13 protein-coding genes are annotated in these 13,753 nt (G+C 37.9%); 5 read left to right on the forward strand and 8 right to left on the reverse strand.

What is annotated here, in order from left to right; all coding sequences use genetic code 11:
• Nucleotides 1-19: 19 nt before the first annotated feature.
• From F565_RS0116285 to F565_RS0116295, 3 genes are all read right to left on the reverse strand, one after another.
• Nucleotides 20-412 carry a four helix bundle protein gene (locus tag F565_RS0116285; RefSeq protein WP_020214307.1) on the reverse strand — a complete coding sequence of 131 codons (393 nt, stop codon included), beginning with the start codon at nt 410-412 and terminating at the stop codon, nt 20-22.
• Nucleotides 413-442: 30 nt separating this feature from the next.
• Nucleotides 443-619 carry a CAL67264 family membrane protein gene (locus F565_RS22920; protein WP_020214308.1) on the reverse strand — a complete coding sequence of 59 codons (177 nt, stop codon included), beginning with the start codon at nt 617-619 and terminating at the stop codon, nt 443-445.
• 86 nt (nt 620-705) lie between these two features.
• Nucleotides 706-1,539 (reverse strand): CvfB family protein, encoded by an 834-nt coding sequence (locus tag F565_RS0116295; RefSeq protein WP_020214309.1) that lies wholly within the window; start codon nt 1,537-1,539, stop codon nt 706-708.
• A 100-nt stretch (nt 1,540-1,639) separates the two neighbouring features.
• Here F565_RS0116295 and F565_RS0116300 point away from each other — a divergent pair, with 100 nt between their 5' ends.
• A complete protein-coding gene (locus F565_RS0116300; RefSeq protein WP_154652641.1) occupies nt 1,640-2,146 on the forward strand; it encodes a hypothetical protein in 507 nt (168 codons plus the stop codon).
• A 189-nt stretch (nt 2,147-2,335) separates the two neighbouring features.
• Here F565_RS0116300 and F565_RS0116305 read toward each other — a convergent pair whose 3' ends face one another.
• The 3 genes from F565_RS0116305 to F565_RS0116315 form a co-directional block, all read right to left on the reverse strand.
• Entirely contained in the window at nt 2,336-3,694 is a 1,359-nt protein-coding gene (locus F565_RS0116305; RefSeq protein WP_020214311.1) for an FAD-dependent oxidoreductase, read from the reverse strand.
• A gap of 5 nt (nt 3,695-3,699) precedes the next feature.
• Complete coding sequence (locus F565_RS0116310; protein WP_020214312.1) at nt 3,700-4,953, reverse strand: cation:proton antiporter; 1,254 nt, start codon at nt 4,951-4,953, stop codon at nt 3,700-3,702.
• Between the two features lie 66 nt (nt 4,954-5,019).
• Nucleotides 5,020-5,397, reverse strand: a complete 378-nt coding sequence (locus F565_RS0116315) for a PH domain-containing protein (RefSeq protein WP_020214313.1) — start codon at nt 5,395-5,397, stop codon at nt 5,020-5,022.
• A 185-nt stretch (nt 5,398-5,582) separates the two neighbouring features.
• Here F565_RS0116315 and F565_RS0116320 point away from each other — a divergent pair, with 185 nt between their 5' ends.
• The 4 genes from F565_RS0116320 (at nt 5,583) to F565_RS0116340 (ending at nt 10,268) form a co-directional block, all read left to right on the forward strand.
• Nucleotides 5,583-5,963 (forward strand): hypothetical protein, encoded by a 381-nt coding sequence (locus F565_RS0116320; RefSeq protein ID WP_154652642.1) that lies wholly within the window; start codon nt 5,583-5,585, stop codon nt 5,961-5,963.
• A 153-nt stretch (nt 5,964-6,116) separates the two neighbouring features.
• Nucleotides 6,117-7,652 (forward strand): YifB family Mg chelatase-like AAA ATPase, encoded by a 1,536-nt coding sequence (locus F565_RS0116330; RefSeq protein WP_020214315.1) that lies wholly within the window; start codon nt 6,117-6,119, stop codon nt 7,650-7,652.
• Between the two features lie 89 nt (nt 7,653-7,741).
• The gene (locus F565_RS0116335) at nt 7,742-8,704 is read left to right on the forward strand and encodes an ABC transporter ATP-binding protein (RefSeq protein ID WP_020214316.1); all 963 of its coding nucleotides are present in this window, start codon (nt 7,742-7,744) and stop codon (nt 8,702-8,704) included.
• Nucleotides 8,697-10,268, forward strand: a complete 1,572-nt coding sequence (locus F565_RS0116340) for an ABC transporter permease/substrate-binding protein (RefSeq protein WP_020214317.1) — start codon at nt 8,697-8,699, stop codon at nt 10,266-10,268. Before F565_RS0116335 ends, F565_RS0116340 begins: the two co-directional genes overlap by 8 nt.
• Before the next feature lie 81 nt (nt 10,269-10,349).
• Here F565_RS0116340 and F565_RS0116345 read toward each other — a convergent pair whose 3' ends face one another.
• Together F565_RS0116345 and tilS are read right to left on the reverse strand one after the other, a co-directional pair.
• Nucleotides 10,350-12,437 (reverse strand): protein-disulfide reductase DsbD family protein, encoded by a 2,088-nt coding sequence (locus F565_RS0116345; protein WP_020214318.1) that lies wholly within the window; start codon nt 12,435-12,437, stop codon nt 10,350-10,352.
• Nucleotide 12,438: 1 nt separating this feature from the next.
• Nucleotides 12,439-13,749, reverse strand: a complete 1,311-nt coding sequence (tilS, locus tag F565_RS0116350; RefSeq protein WP_020214319.1) for a tRNA lysidine(34) synthetase TilS — start codon at nt 13,747-13,749, stop codon at nt 12,439-12,441.
• Nucleotides 13,750-13,753: the final 4 nt, after the last annotated feature.

The raw sequence follows: 13,753 nt of genomic DNA on the forward strand, positions 1-13,753 counted from the left end.
TTTGTAGTTTATAGTTATCCTACTGTTTAAATTTTAAACCTTTAATTTCTGTATTTATGAGATAGTTCATCATTGAACCAATTTTGTTTTTCTCAAGTTCAGCCATCTCATTTAACTTAAAATGCTGTTCAATGGTTATCAACTTTTTGTCAAAAGCTCGATATGATTGAGACTTGACCTCTCCACAAGAACCTTTTGCAATACTAAGAAAATATATAAATTCCTTATTGCCATTTCGTTCAAAGCCTTCGGCAATATTATCCATAATGCTTCCTGAGGAACGGTCTATCTGATCTTTAAGGGAATAATTTGTTTTTAAGTTTGTTGTTTGAATTAAATAATCAACATATTGACAAATCTCTCTCGCAAGTTGCCAAATCTGTAAATCTTCAAAACGGTTTATTTTCGCCATACAAAACTATAAACAACAAACAATAAACTTTTACACTCTTCCTTTCAGCGCGTTAAAAACCCATGCAATGGCAAAAAAGCCTATTCCTACAGCAGCAAAGCCATAGCCTGCAACCTCGTTATATTTAAATGCGCCTAAGCCTATAAGTAATAACCCCATAAGGACCATTATTAAAGTGGCCCAGCCCAGCACCGTATTCTTGTTCATCATGTTTTTTAAATTATTTAAAAAGCAAATATCGGTAACTTTTACGTATTTGTAAAACTACATTTATTGAAATTAACGGTAAATAATTACTCTTTAATAAGGTATATACCGTCTTCTTTAATTTCTATAAGCTTTTGCTTGTACAAAGTGCCAATAGCTTTTTTAAAGGTTTTCTTGCTCATCTTCAGTACTGTTTTAATATCTTCGGGATGGCTGTCATCGTTTAGCCTAAGAAACCCGCGGCTGGCTCTAAGCTCGTCTAATATCTTTTCGGCATTAGGCTCTATGCTTTCAAAGCCCGGTTTTTGTATAGAAACGTCTATTTTATTATCAGCGCGTATGGTCTTTACAAAGCCTTTTATGCGGTCGCCTGTACGCAGGTCGTCATATACCTCATTTTTGTACAGTAGGCCTTTAAATTGTTCATTAATAATTACATTAATGCCTAAGTCGGTTATGTGCGATACTATAAGGTCTACCTCCTCACCTTCTTCAACCGTTAAATCTTCATTTTTAAGAAACTGGTTTAGCTTACTCGACCCTACAAGGCGGTTCGATTTTTCGTCGAGAAACATGTGTATCAGGTAGCGTTTACCTCCTTCCATAGGGCGTGCCTGCTCGCGAAAAGGCACAAAAAGGTCTTTCTCAAGGCCCCAGTTCATGAACGCGCCAAATTTATTAGTATAGCTTACGCGAAGCAGCGCAAACTCGTTAAGATAAATATAGGGTTCCAGTGTGGTAGCTACCATACGTTCCTCCTGGTCAAGGTATACAAAAACAGTAAGTTCCTGCCCTATCTCAAACTCTTCCGGTACGTATTTATTGGGTAAAAGAATGTCATCTTTACCATCGCTTAAATATAATCCTACACTGGTATCCCTAACTATACTAAGGGTATTGTATTTTCCTAATTCGATCATTATTGCATTATTGAAGCTGCAAAGGTACGAAGAATAGAAACAGGAATTTATTAGTTAGGTTTAGGAATAAAAATTACTTTTGATGTTTAATTTAATAGTTATGCAAATTAAAGTTGAGTCGTTTAAGATAAAAGATTGGGATGAGGTACAAACAGGTATAGTTTTAGCCGAAAATGAGCAATGGATTCTGGTAAAATACATACCTGTAGACTATGCAATTGATGGTTATAATATATTTAATAAAAAACATATATTAAAACGCCATAGTGGTAAAGACGAAAAACAAATTGAACGCGTTACTAAACTGAAAGGCATTACTATAGAAAAGCCCGACGGGTTTGATTTTGCCGATACCCCGGGGTTGCTGCAATGGAGCGAGGAACAATTTGGCCTGTTCGCCTTCCAGACAGAAGATGAATATGCCGCTTTTTACGGAAAACTGAACCGCATAGAAAAAAACATTCTTGTTATAGACAGCATTTTTGCCGACGGTAAGGTAGAACCCAATTACGATTATGAGTTTGATTTAGATGAGGTTCGTGCCATTACTTTTGGCAGTGATTATTTTGAATCGATGCGCTTGTTATGGCTGGACGAAAACAAATAATACCCTGATTGTAATAGAAGTCAGGATTATATCTTATTTGAAAAATTAGGTTATACAAAAACAAAACGTGTATATGACGAAAACTTGCCATGTGTAAATCATAGGAAGATGTTGCTGTAACCGCTCAACATTAATTTTTAAAAACAGCTACTGCCGGCCTTATATTTTTTTATAGAGCCGGCTTTTATTCTATATCTTTTTAATAAGGCTCCTTGCTGCAGTTTGAACAGGATCCCATACTGGCGAAAATGGTGGCGCATAAGATAGATCGAGGTCTATAATGTTTTGCAGCGTTAAGTTATGTGTCACTGCCGTAGCTAAAACATCAATACGTTTGGCAGCTCCTTCTTCACCAAGTATCTGGCCTCCTAAAAGCCTGCCACTATTTTTTTCGGCTAATAGCTTAACACAAATATCTTTTGCTCCCGGATAATAATCAGCTCTTGTTTTACTTGTAATTGTGGTAGTTACATACTCTATATTTAGAGCTTTAAGTTCTCTTTCCTGTAAGCCGGTACGGGCTACTTCATACTTGCATATTTTGCATACTGCCGTACCCACTGCTCCCGGAAATATAGCGTTTTGCCCAGATATATTAGTTCCTGCAACAAGGCCTGTTTTATTTGCAACCGTACCCAGTGCTACATAAAAATGCTGCTTGCTTACCAAGTTTAAAGTTTCTGTACAATCGCCTGCTGCCCAAACATCGGGTACATTTGTCAGCATTTGTGCATTAACCTTAATAGCATCTTTAACACCCAGTGCTATTTTACTGCCTTTAAGAAATGCGGTATTAGGTGCAGATCCTATGCCCAGTATAACAATATCGGCATCAATTGTTCTGTTATTAGTAATAACTCCTGTAGCTTTGTTTCCTTCAATTTTAAATCCTGTGAGTTCTTCATTTAAGTATAATGTTACACCTAAATCACGAATAGCATTTGATACTACCACACCCATATCAGGGTCTAATGTGGGCATTACCTGCTCCTGACGGTTTATAAGAGAAACCTCCATACCACGTATAAGCATGGCTTCGGCCATTTCAAGCCCAATATACCCACCACCTACTATTACAGCTTTTTTAGGTTTAAAATCCCTGATATACTGCTCTATCTTAATACCGCTTTTTAAGGTAGATACTCCAAAAACATTCTCTGCATCGTAGCCTGTTATATGTTCAGGACAATATGGTTTGCCTCCCGTTGCAATAAGTAATTGGTCATATTCCTGCCAAAATTCGGTATCCTGTTCTTTATTCAATACCTTAATCCGTTTATTATCGGTGTCAACCTCAAGTACCCGATGCATAGTTCGCACATCAATTTTATATTTATTGCGAAATTCCTCCGGGCTGCGGCGCACTAACTCTTCAGATGTAGCTACCTCTCCCGATATAAAGTAAGGTATTCCGCATGCAGAGTACGATGTATAATGTGATTTTTCGAATACGATGATCTCTTTATCCGGATGGTCACGGCGTACTTTTGATGCGGCAGACATTCCCGCGGCATCTCCACCAATAATTACAAGTTTGCTATTTGGCATAGTGGTTAATTAAAGTCATAATGCTTAATTCGTTTTTGTACATAGCGCGCCGAAATACCGTGTATTACTACAGAAAAAAAGATGGTTGCTGTTGTAACTGCAATCAGTTTTTCAGGGTTGGTAAACGGTGCTGCGGCAAGAGCATAGGCCAGATAATATAATGAACCTATGCCGCGTATGCCATAAAACGAAAGTACAAATTTTTGGAATGGATTTAACCCTGTTTTTATAAGAGATAAATAACCTGCTATAGGCCTTACAACGAGCACCATAATTAAGGCTGTACTCATAATTTGAATATCATAAAAAATTTTATAGTGAAATGCAATGAAAAAACCTATGGTTATAAATATTACAGCTACCACAAAACTTTCCAGTTCTTCATTAAAATTATGCAGGCTGTTCATGTGCTTAGAATGCTTATCATAGTTACTAAACATACAGGCCGCACAAAATACCGCAAGAAAACCATAACCCCCTATAAACTCTGTAATAGCAAATGGCAACGATAGTAGTGCCAGCGAAAGTATACCGCGGCTTATCCTTCCTAAAGTATCGTGATTAGTACTAATAGAAAATACAATTTTACAAAGCCCCCAGCCACACACTAAGCCTATTATAACCCCAAGCAAAATTTTTATAAGAAATTCGTGCAATAGCCACTCTCCTATCCAGTTCTCATAATCAAGCCCTTTTGTTACAGCAAAAATAGCAAGATACGTAAACGGGAAAGCAAGCCCATCGTTTACCCCGGCTTCTGCAGTTAAGCCCAGTTTACTTTGCGATGTATCTTCTTCTCCCGGTTCAGATGTTTGCAGTTCAGATGCCAATACAGGATCTGTTGGAGATATTAATGCTCCAAACAGTATGGCTGTTGCAGGCGCAAGGCCAATAATCCACCAGCCTAAATATGCTGCTGCTACAATGGTTACCGGCATGGCAATTATTAAAAGCCTGAATGCATTTCGCCATGTTTTCCATTTAAAGGGTTCTTTTATGCGAAGCCCTGCATTAGCAAGTGCCACGAGAATTACAAATTCTGTAATATGCTTAATTTCTTCAAGGTTTTCAAGCGGTTTTACTTCATAGCGGTGTGCAAATGCATATACAGCTGCCCCAATTATAAGGTATATAATGGGTGCCGACGTATATTTTTTCCGTAATACTTCCGGAATTATAGCAGCGAGTAAAGCAACCAATCCTGCAATTAATAAAAGATAATTATAGTGTTCTGTTTCAAAATATCCATGTTCATTCATAAGCAATAGGTAAAAAAATAGCCAAAACTTGTGGTTTTGGCTAAGTAATATAAAGGTATGTTGGTTTTAGCCCAAAATATGCTGTCCAAGTATTTGGTACACCTCGTTAATGTTATTGTCTTTGCCAAACTTTTTTACAATTGGCTGTACTTCGCCACGCACCCAAATTTTAAGGTCGGCATCAAGATCCATAAGGCCTGCGCTTTCTTTACTGAATTTAATTACGCTGCTGTATGGTATCGATAAATACTCTACTTTACTCCCGGTAATACCTTGTTTATCAACTAAAATAAAACGTTTATTAGTAAATACAAACATATCGCGTATTACTTTAAAAGCTTTTTCTATGTTTTCTCCCGGCACTAATATTGGGGTGTATTCTTCCCTTAGTTTTACAATATCTACTGCCGAAGCGTTGCCCATAATGGCGTTAAATAGTCCCATAATTTGTAATTCGTATTATAAAGGTTATTAAAAGTAAAGCGTTATTTTTTGGTGCGGAAATTTACGCTTTATTTTTATGTGTTTTTTATGATTTTAAAATCTGTTAAAAAAACTTTCTTAACTGTGTGTGCCTTCTTTAATAAGTCAAAAAATCACATTATATTTATGCTAAATCTCAATTTAGAATGAAATCTATCATCTCTATTTTATTATTTCTGTTTTCAATGAGCCTGTATCCACAACAGCAGGTATTGCACATTACCCCGGCCCAAATTTCAGAGCATATGACAACCACCAAAAACAAAAAAACAGTATTACAATTCTGGAACCCTAACTGTAAAGAAGTAAAGGATATACTGAAACAGTATAAAGCTGCCGAAGCAATGCATAACGATACCGACTTCTATTTTATCGCTATTACAAGTAAGGATACACTCATTACGAATGCTATTAAGGACAATAATTATCCTTACAAACTTTATGTAGCCGACGCAGCTGTGAACCCTGACTTATATGAAAGAATGGCCAGCTTCTGTAAAAAAATGTGTGCCTTATTGAACATCTAAGAATCAGAATTTCTAACAATGTATCTTGATAAAAATGACAAGGTAATATATGCAGGTTATGCTGCCTACAATGAAATAGAGAAGATTATGAGTATAAAATAATTTTAACAAATGCGATAATTTTCCGTATTTTCGACGTCATAATCTTACTATATGCTGATAAAAGTTTTTGGGAGCGCCGTGTTTGGGGTAGAGGCCACTACCATAACCGTAGAAGTTAATATTGATAAAGGTGTAGGCTACCACCTTGTAGGACTGCCGGATAATGCGGTTAAAGAAAGCAGTTACCGTATTGCTGCTGCGTTAAAAAATAATGGCTATAGCCTGCCTGTTAAAAAAATAACCATAAACATGGCTCCTGCCGATTTGCGTAAGGAAGGATCTGCTTACGATCTTACACTTGCTATAGGTATCCTGGCAGCTTCGGGACAAATAAAATCTGATGAAGTAGATAAATATATTATAATGGGCGAAATGTCGCTCGATGGTAGCCTTCAGCCTATTAAAGGAGTTTTGCCCATTGCCATAAAAGCTAAGGAAGAAGGTTTTAAAGGCTTTTTTCTGCCAAAACAAAACGTAAAAGAAGCTGCTATCGTAGCCGGCCTTGACTGTTATGGCCTTGAAAATGTTACAGAGATTATCGATTTTTTTGAAGGACGTGGCACTATAGAGCCTACTACTATAAATGTACGTGAGGAGTTTTATAAAACACTCGATTTTCCTGAATTTGATTTTAGCGATGTTAAAGGACAGGAATCAATTAAACGATGTATGGAAATTGCAGCATCCGGCGGGCACAATGTAATTTTAATAGGTCCGCCCGGTGCAGGTAAAACGATGCTTGCTAAACGCTTACCAAGTATATTACCACCCATGACATTGCGCGAGGCTCTTGAGACCACTAAGATACATAGTGTTGCAGGAAAGCTAAAAAATGTAGGGCTAATGAACCAAAGGCCTTTTAGGAGTCCGCATCATACAATCTCAAATGTGGCACTTGTTGGCGGCGGCAGCTACCCACAGCCGGGAGAAATTTCAATGGCACATAATGGCGTACTATTTCTTGATGAACTTCCTGAATTTAAACGCGATGTACTCGAAGTTATGCGCCAGCCACTCGAAGACCGCGAGGTAACCATAAGCCGAGCTAAGTTTACCATTACATATCCCTCGAGTTTTATGCTTGTTGCCAGTATGAACCCCAGCCCCGGAGGATACTTTAACGACCCCGATGCTCCCGTAAGTTCTTCCCCGCATGAAATGCAACGCTATTTAAGCAAAATTTCCGGCCCTTTATTAGACCGTATTGATATACATATTGAGGTTACTCCTGTACCTTTTGAAAAATTATCGGATAATAAAAAGGCAGAAAGCAGTGTAGATATTCGGGCTCGTGTAACCCGCGCACGCGAAATACAAACTGCTCGTTTTGAACAATTTGAAAATGTACACTACAACGCACAAATGAGTACCAAGCAAATAAGGGAATACTGCCAGCTTGATGAGGCTTCTTTATTGCTGCTTAAAACGGCTATGGAAAGGCTGAACCTTTCAGCCCGTGCTTATGACAGGATACTGAAAGTATCACGCACTATTGCCGACCTTGATAATTCTGAAAGTGTTTGCCCTCATCATATATCTGAAGCAATACAATACCGAAGCCTTGACAGGGAAGGATGGCTTGGATAATAATTGAAGAGTTCTTTATAAGAATCTGAATCCTGTTTGGTTTGAATTGAGGCCATCATTATGATACTGAATTAAAATACAAAAACGTAATGATAGAAATTAAAGGTGTAACTAAATATTTTGGCAACAATACGGCTGTGCAGGATATAAGCCTGAACATTGCCGAAAGGGAAAACCTGATATTGTTAGGCACCAGTGGCTGCGGGAAAACTACTACCCTTAAAATGATCAACCGTTTAATTGAGCCTGATAGCGGTACTATATCTATCAGTGGTAAAAACATTGCTGAACAAAATTCGGAATTGTTAAGACGCAGTATTGGTTATGTAATGCAAAATACCGGATTATTTCCTCATTACACTATTGAGCAAAATATTGCTGTGGTACCTAAATTGCTTAAATGGGATAGCAAAAAAACTAACAGCCGCATAGAGGAACTTATAGAAAAGCTTAGTTTGCCGCAAATATGCCTTAAGCAATTTCCGCACCAGCTAAGCGGCGGTCAGCAACAGCGCGTTGGCCTGGCACGTGCCTTAGTTACAGACCCTCCCGTATTATTAATGGATGAACCTTTTGGTGCACTCGATAACGTTACCCGAGCGAGCATACAGGCAGAGTTTAAAGCACTTGAAGAGCTGAAGCGAAAAACCATTGTTATGGTAACGCACTATGTTCAGGAAGCTTTTGAACTGGGTGACAGGATTAGCTTAATGGACAAGGGAATAATTGTGCAGACAGGTACACCAAAAGAACTTCTTTATAATCCGGCTAACGATTTTGTAAAAGAATTTCTCGATGGGCAACGCCTGGCACTCGAATTTAAGGTAACTACTATTAAGGATGTCTGGTCCTATCTCCCAAATGGAAATGCGGCATCTGATCAGGAAAAAATCAACGATGAGTACAGCATCTGGAGCACATTGGAATTGCTTAAATCTACAAAAAATAAAACTCTGAGAGTTGAAAGCATACATGGTGAATGTAAAACAGTTGATTTTACAGCCATAACAAGTGCCTTTAGTAATTACCAAAATAACAATAGCCATGAATGAGCAACAGCAAACCTTATGGCAGTTTATGGCAGAGCAGCAGGATAAGTTACTTACCCAAACGCTGCAGCACGTAGGCCTCACTTTTATTTCGTTATTGATTGCAATAGCCATTGGCCTGCCATTAGGGATATTTATTGCGCGCAAACGCAGCTTTTCGGGTAGCGTTTTAGCAATAGCAGGTGTGCTGCAAACCATCCCGAGCATAGCATTGCTGGGTTTTATGATTCCGCTATTAGGTATTGGTGCAAAGCCCGCCATTGTAGCATTGCTTATCTATGCTTTGCTACCTATAATACGCAATACTTTTACGGGCATAACAGGAGTTGACAACCATGTTACGGAAGCAGCAAAAGCCCTTGGTATGAGCAAATGGCATGTTTTGCTACATGTAGAACTTCCGTTGGCAATGCCGGTTATATTAGCAGGCATACGCACGGCTACAGTTATAAATGTGGGTGTGGCAACACTGGCATCTTATATTGCTGCAGGCGGGCTTGGCGAATTTATATTTGGTGGTATTTCTTTAAACAACAGCAATATGATACTCGCAGGTGCTATTCCTGCCGCATTACTGGCCATTATTTTAGATGCTTTGCTGGCAGTTATACAAAAGATTAGTTTTAAAAAATTGCGGGTTGTACTATATGCATTTCCCATAATTATCATTGTTCTGGGATGCTTTTATATTATTCCTAAAACAAATACTTCTAAGCTTACTGCGGGATTTACTCCGGAATTTATGGGACGGCAGGATGGCGATTTAGGATTACGGTCGGTATACGGGTTAAAAATACACACTACGGTAATTAGTGATGCCGTAATGTATAAAGCTGCTTACGCGAAAGAACTTGATGTTATAAGCGGTTATTCTACTGATGGAAGGCTGAAAGCTTTTGACTTAAAGATAGTCGAAGATGACAAAAAAATATTTCCGCCATACTATGCCGCACCAATAGTACGGCAGTCGTCCCTTAAAAAATTTCCCGGACTGGAGTATGCCCTAAATCTTCTCGCAGGAAAAATCAATGATTCTGTAATGACCGACTTAAATTATAAAACAGATTACCTGCACCAGACCCCCGAAAAAGTAGCGAAAGATTTTTTATTAAAAACAGGGCTGTATAAAGCTTCCCGCAACGGAAATGCAGGGGTAGTAAAAATAGGCTCGAAGATTTTTGGTGAACAGTATATACTTGCAGAGATGTACAGCATTTTAATAAAGGGCAATACCGATTATGGCGTGGAAACAAAAACTGGACTTGGCGGGACTAAGATTTGTTTTGATGCACTTACTAATAACCAGATAGATCTTTATCCGGAATATACAGGTACCGGTCTCTTGGTATTGTTACAGCCAAACAAGGATATTATAAATCAGGTTACTCAGGATAAGGATAAAACATATACTTATGTAAACAATCAGTTTCAGTTACAATTTGGTATCAAATGGCTTAAGCCTATTGGATTTAATAATTCTTATGCGCTAATGATGCGGCGCAAACAAATGCACGAACTTAATATTGTTACCATAACCGACCTTAAAAATTATATAGATAAGGATTAAGGTGACATGAATATTATTGAACAAAAAACCATCTGTAAGTTAAACATACAGACGGTTCTAAAATATATAATACCAAAAAGCTTATTTAAAATTCTCTACACCTTGCTGCAACCAGGCAAGATATTCTTTAATATCGGGTGTGTATGCAACAGGTTCATTAAGATTTTTCTCATCAAGCCCCATCAAAACATAAAATGGCCTCGCATTAGAGTTGTAACGGCCTAACTGGAAATCGCTCCATTTTTTTCCTACTGTTGTTATCTTTCTGCCAGAGAATTTAGAGATGAATTGCTCATTTTCGGGTAATTCAATTTGCTCATCTCCGTATAGCGATATAAGCACAACATCATTTTTCAGGATTGCTAAAACTTCAGGATCTACCCACACGCCTTCTTCCATCTTGCGGCAGTTAACACAGGCACGGCCGGTAAAATCAAGAAGTATGGGTTTATTAACCTGTTTTGCATAAGCAAGCCCTTTATCATAATCTTCAAAAGCTATAATACCGTGTACAGCAACCTTAGCCCCGTCAGGAAGCTTATTGCTTGTAGCACCAGCAATGTTAGCCGATCCTCCAAAACCAAGCGGAGATTCGCTGTAATTAAGTGGTGGTGTAATACCACTTAATAACTTTAAAGGAGCTCCCCATAATCCGGGTACAAGATACACTGTAAAAGCAAAAGCTATTACGCCCAGTAGCATCCTGCCTACAGAAAGAAAAGGAACAGGAGAATCATGCGGCATTAAAAATTTACCAAATAAATATAGTGCAAGAGCAGTAAATATAGCAACCCATATTGCAATAAACACTTCTCTTTCAAGATAATGTAACTGAAGTACAAGATCTGCATTAGAAAGGAATTTAAACGCAAGTGCAAGCTCTATAAAGCCAAATACTACCTTAACGGTATTAAGCCAGCCACCAGATTTTGGAAGGCCACTCATAAGGCTTGGGAATAAAGCAAATACCATAAATGGCAGTGCAAGGCCAAGGCCAAAACCAAACATTCCCAGTGTAAGTAATACTGCTCCCCCATCTGAAGATAATACAGTACCAAAAACAAAACTTAATACAGGCCCCGTGCATGAAAATGAAACTATTATAAGTGTAAGTGCCATAAAAAACACCCCGATGAGGCCACCAAGATTCGATGCACTGTCGGCTTTATTAGCTATACTGCTTGGAATTGTAATTTCAAAAGCACCAAAAAATGAAATTGCAAAGGTTACAAATATTAGAAAGAAGAATATATTAAGGTATACATTGGTAGATATATCGGCAAAGATATTTTTATCGAGGCCTTCAAAAACGTGGAAAGGCACAGATAGCAATACATAAATGGCTATTATGCATATACCATAAAAAAGCGCATTAAACTTCCCTTTAGATTTACTTGCATTTTGCTTGATAAAGAAGCTAACCGTCATGGGTATCATAGGGAATACACATGGTGTAAACGTAACCCCTATACCGGCTAATAGTGTTAGTAAAAATATCTTTAACGGGCTTGTACTCTCCTCATCTGCTGGCTTACTTTTTTCAGTTTTAGAAGTTGCAGAAGCGGTTGCTGTTTTAGCAGTGTCCTGCGCTGTTGAAGGCTGCTCCGTAACCTGTGTAGTCGATGACTGTATAGCGGTATCCGCCTTTACAGCAGTTAATTCGTCTTTTTTTGTAGTTGTAACCGATACTGCAGAAAAATTCTTTACCTCTTTTGCTGCAAGGCTTTTTGTATTGAATTCGAACAGGTTACTGCCCTGTATACAAACCTCTTTACAAACCTGATAATCTAATTCAACCTGAATAACTTCGTTAGCCGGGTTCGTGATTTTTACAGTTTGCTTAAGCTGTGCATTGTGGCTCCAGAATGTTTCTGTAACGCCAAAAACATCATTAAATGCCTTTTCGGTTTTACTTTCGGCAGCTTTGCCTACAGCAGTATAGTTGCCTTTTGCATTGTTAAAAACAACTTCGAGCGGTATAGCTCCGTTTTCATCGCTAAATTGCGAATACATGTGCCAGTCATTCTCTATTGTTGCACTAAAAACCAGTATGTATTCTGTAGCTGATTTCTTTTCTATTTTAGAAGTCCATTTTACAGGCTCTTTAACCTGTGCCTGAGATATGAACATTGCGAAAAGCAAAAAGAAAAGCGTTGCAAGTTTTTTCATTTTATAAAACTTCTATTTTTAAAATTTGTGTTGTGTTTTCGGTTACTTTAAAACGGTCATCGGCACGCATGCCAATGATCCATATTATCTCATTTTCAGAGCACAAGAGCCATGTATTCTCTTTCTCAGTCAAAGACAATTTCTCATCTTTAAAATATTTGGAGACTTTCTTTTTTTGCCCTTTCATGCCAAGAGGGTAAAAATAGTCACCTTCCTGCCATTTACGAACAAATAAAGGAAATTTTATTAACTGATTATTAACAAAAAGCATATTTTTTGTTGAATTATCTAAAATTTTATTTAACTGATTTAATTTTAGGCGAACAGGTATGTCAATTTGTTCCTCCCCTTCTTGTATAACATAAATTGTAACGTCATTTTGTTGTAACGGCTCCAGAATTAAAACATCCCTGTCTTTTAAAAGCCTGAATGATTGCGACAGTATTACCTTACCCGGTTGGGCTTCGGTAAGATTGTAAATATCCTCCCATGCCGTAAAACCAAATGGTATAAGCCATTGGTAGAGATAAGCTTTATAATTTGGCAGTCTTTTCAACTGAAGTATATCAATATGCTTTTGATTGTCTCTGTCTGTAACCACCTGTTTGTAAATAAGGATAGCTGCATCCTGAACAAGCGACTGCGCCTGCTGCAGGTTTTGCAATGTTTGCAAAAACGACGCAGCAAACGAGGGGTTTAGCTCTTTTAAAACCGGAACCACATTATGCCTTAGCTTATTGCGCAGGTATTTATTAGATGCGTTACTGCTGTCTTCACGCCAGGTTATATTGTTTTCTTTGGCGTATGCCTCAATTTCTATGCGGGTAAAGGGCAGTAAGGGGCGCACTGTTGTATCGTTAATTTGAGGGATGCCCGTTAAACCCTCAAGGCCGGTACCACGCGTAAAATTGATTAAAAAAGTTTCAACAGAATCATCGAGATGATGGGCTGTGAGTAAGTAAACTAAACCATTTTCCTGCAATAATTCGGCAAACCATGAGTAACGTAATTGCCTTGCTGCTATTTGAATGGATAGTTTAGCATCTTCGGCAAAACGCTTTGTATCAAAATTAATTACAAATATTTTTATATTATTTTTATTAGCATAATCTCTAATAAATTGTTCATCGCCATTACTATCTTCCCCCCTAAGGTTAAAGTTGCAATGAGCTATAGCAATTTCATAACCAAGTTGCTGAAAAAGGTGTGCCAAAACCATACTGTCTATTCCGCCGCTTACGGCAAGCAGGAGTTTTTTTTCTTTAAGAAAAGGTAGGTTATGTATTAAATGGTCTTTAAGTTTAGAAAGCATTTAC

The organism is Flavobacterium rivuli WB 3.3-2 = DSM 21788 (genome assembly GCF_000378485.1).
GTDB classification, from domain to species: Bacteria; Bacteroidota; Bacteroidia; order Flavobacteriales; family Flavobacteriaceae; genus Flavobacterium; species Flavobacterium rivuli.

What these genes read in the sequence shown, in the direction of transcription:
- F565_RS0116285 (WP_020214307.1), bottom strand. Translation starts at nt 412, where the DNA reads ATGGCGAAAATAAACCGTTTTGAAGATTTACAGATTTGGCAACTTGCG.
- F565_RS22920 (WP_020214308.1), bottom strand. Translation starts at nt 619, where the DNA reads ATGAACAAGAATACGGTGCTGGGCTGGGCCACTTTAATAATGGTCCTT.
- F565_RS0116295 (WP_020214309.1), bottom strand. Translation starts at nt 1,539, where the DNA reads ATGATCGAATTAGGAAAATACAATACCCTTAGTATAGTTAGGGATACC.
- F565_RS0116300 (WP_154652641.1), top strand. Translation starts at nt 1,640, where the DNA reads ATGCAAATTAAAGTTGAGTCGTTTAAGATAAAAGATTGGGATGAGGTA.
- F565_RS0116305 (WP_020214311.1), bottom strand. Translation starts at nt 3,694, where the DNA reads ATGCCAAATAGCAAACTTGTAATTATTGGTGGAGATGCCGCGGGAATG.
- F565_RS0116310 (WP_020214312.1), bottom strand. Translation starts at nt 4,953, where the DNA reads ATGAATGAACATGGATATTTTGAAACAGAACACTATAATTATCTTTTA.
- F565_RS0116315 (WP_020214313.1), bottom strand. Translation starts at nt 5,397, where the DNA reads ATGGGACTATTTAACGCCATTATGGGCAACGCTTCGGCAGTAGATATT.
- F565_RS0116320 (WP_154652642.1), top strand. Translation starts at nt 5,583, where the DNA reads ATGAAATCTATCATCTCTATTTTATTATTTCTGTTTTCAATGAGCCTG.
- F565_RS0116330 (WP_020214315.1), top strand. Translation starts at nt 6,117, where the DNA reads ATGCTGATAAAAGTTTTTGGGAGCGCCGTGTTTGGGGTAGAGGCCACT.
- F565_RS0116335 (WP_020214316.1), top strand. Translation starts at nt 7,742, where the DNA reads ATGATAGAAATTAAAGGTGTAACTAAATATTTTGGCAACAATACGGCT.
- F565_RS0116340 (WP_020214317.1), top strand. Translation starts at nt 8,697, where the DNA reads ATGAATGAGCAACAGCAAACCTTATGGCAGTTTATGGCAGAGCAGCAG.
- F565_RS0116345 (WP_020214318.1), bottom strand. Translation starts at nt 12,437, where the DNA reads ATGAAAAAACTTGCAACGCTTTTCTTTTTGCTTTTCGCAATGTTCATA.
- tilS (WP_020214319.1), bottom strand. Translation starts at nt 13,749, where the DNA reads ATGCTTTCTAAACTTAAAGACCATTTAATACATAACCTACCTTTTCTT.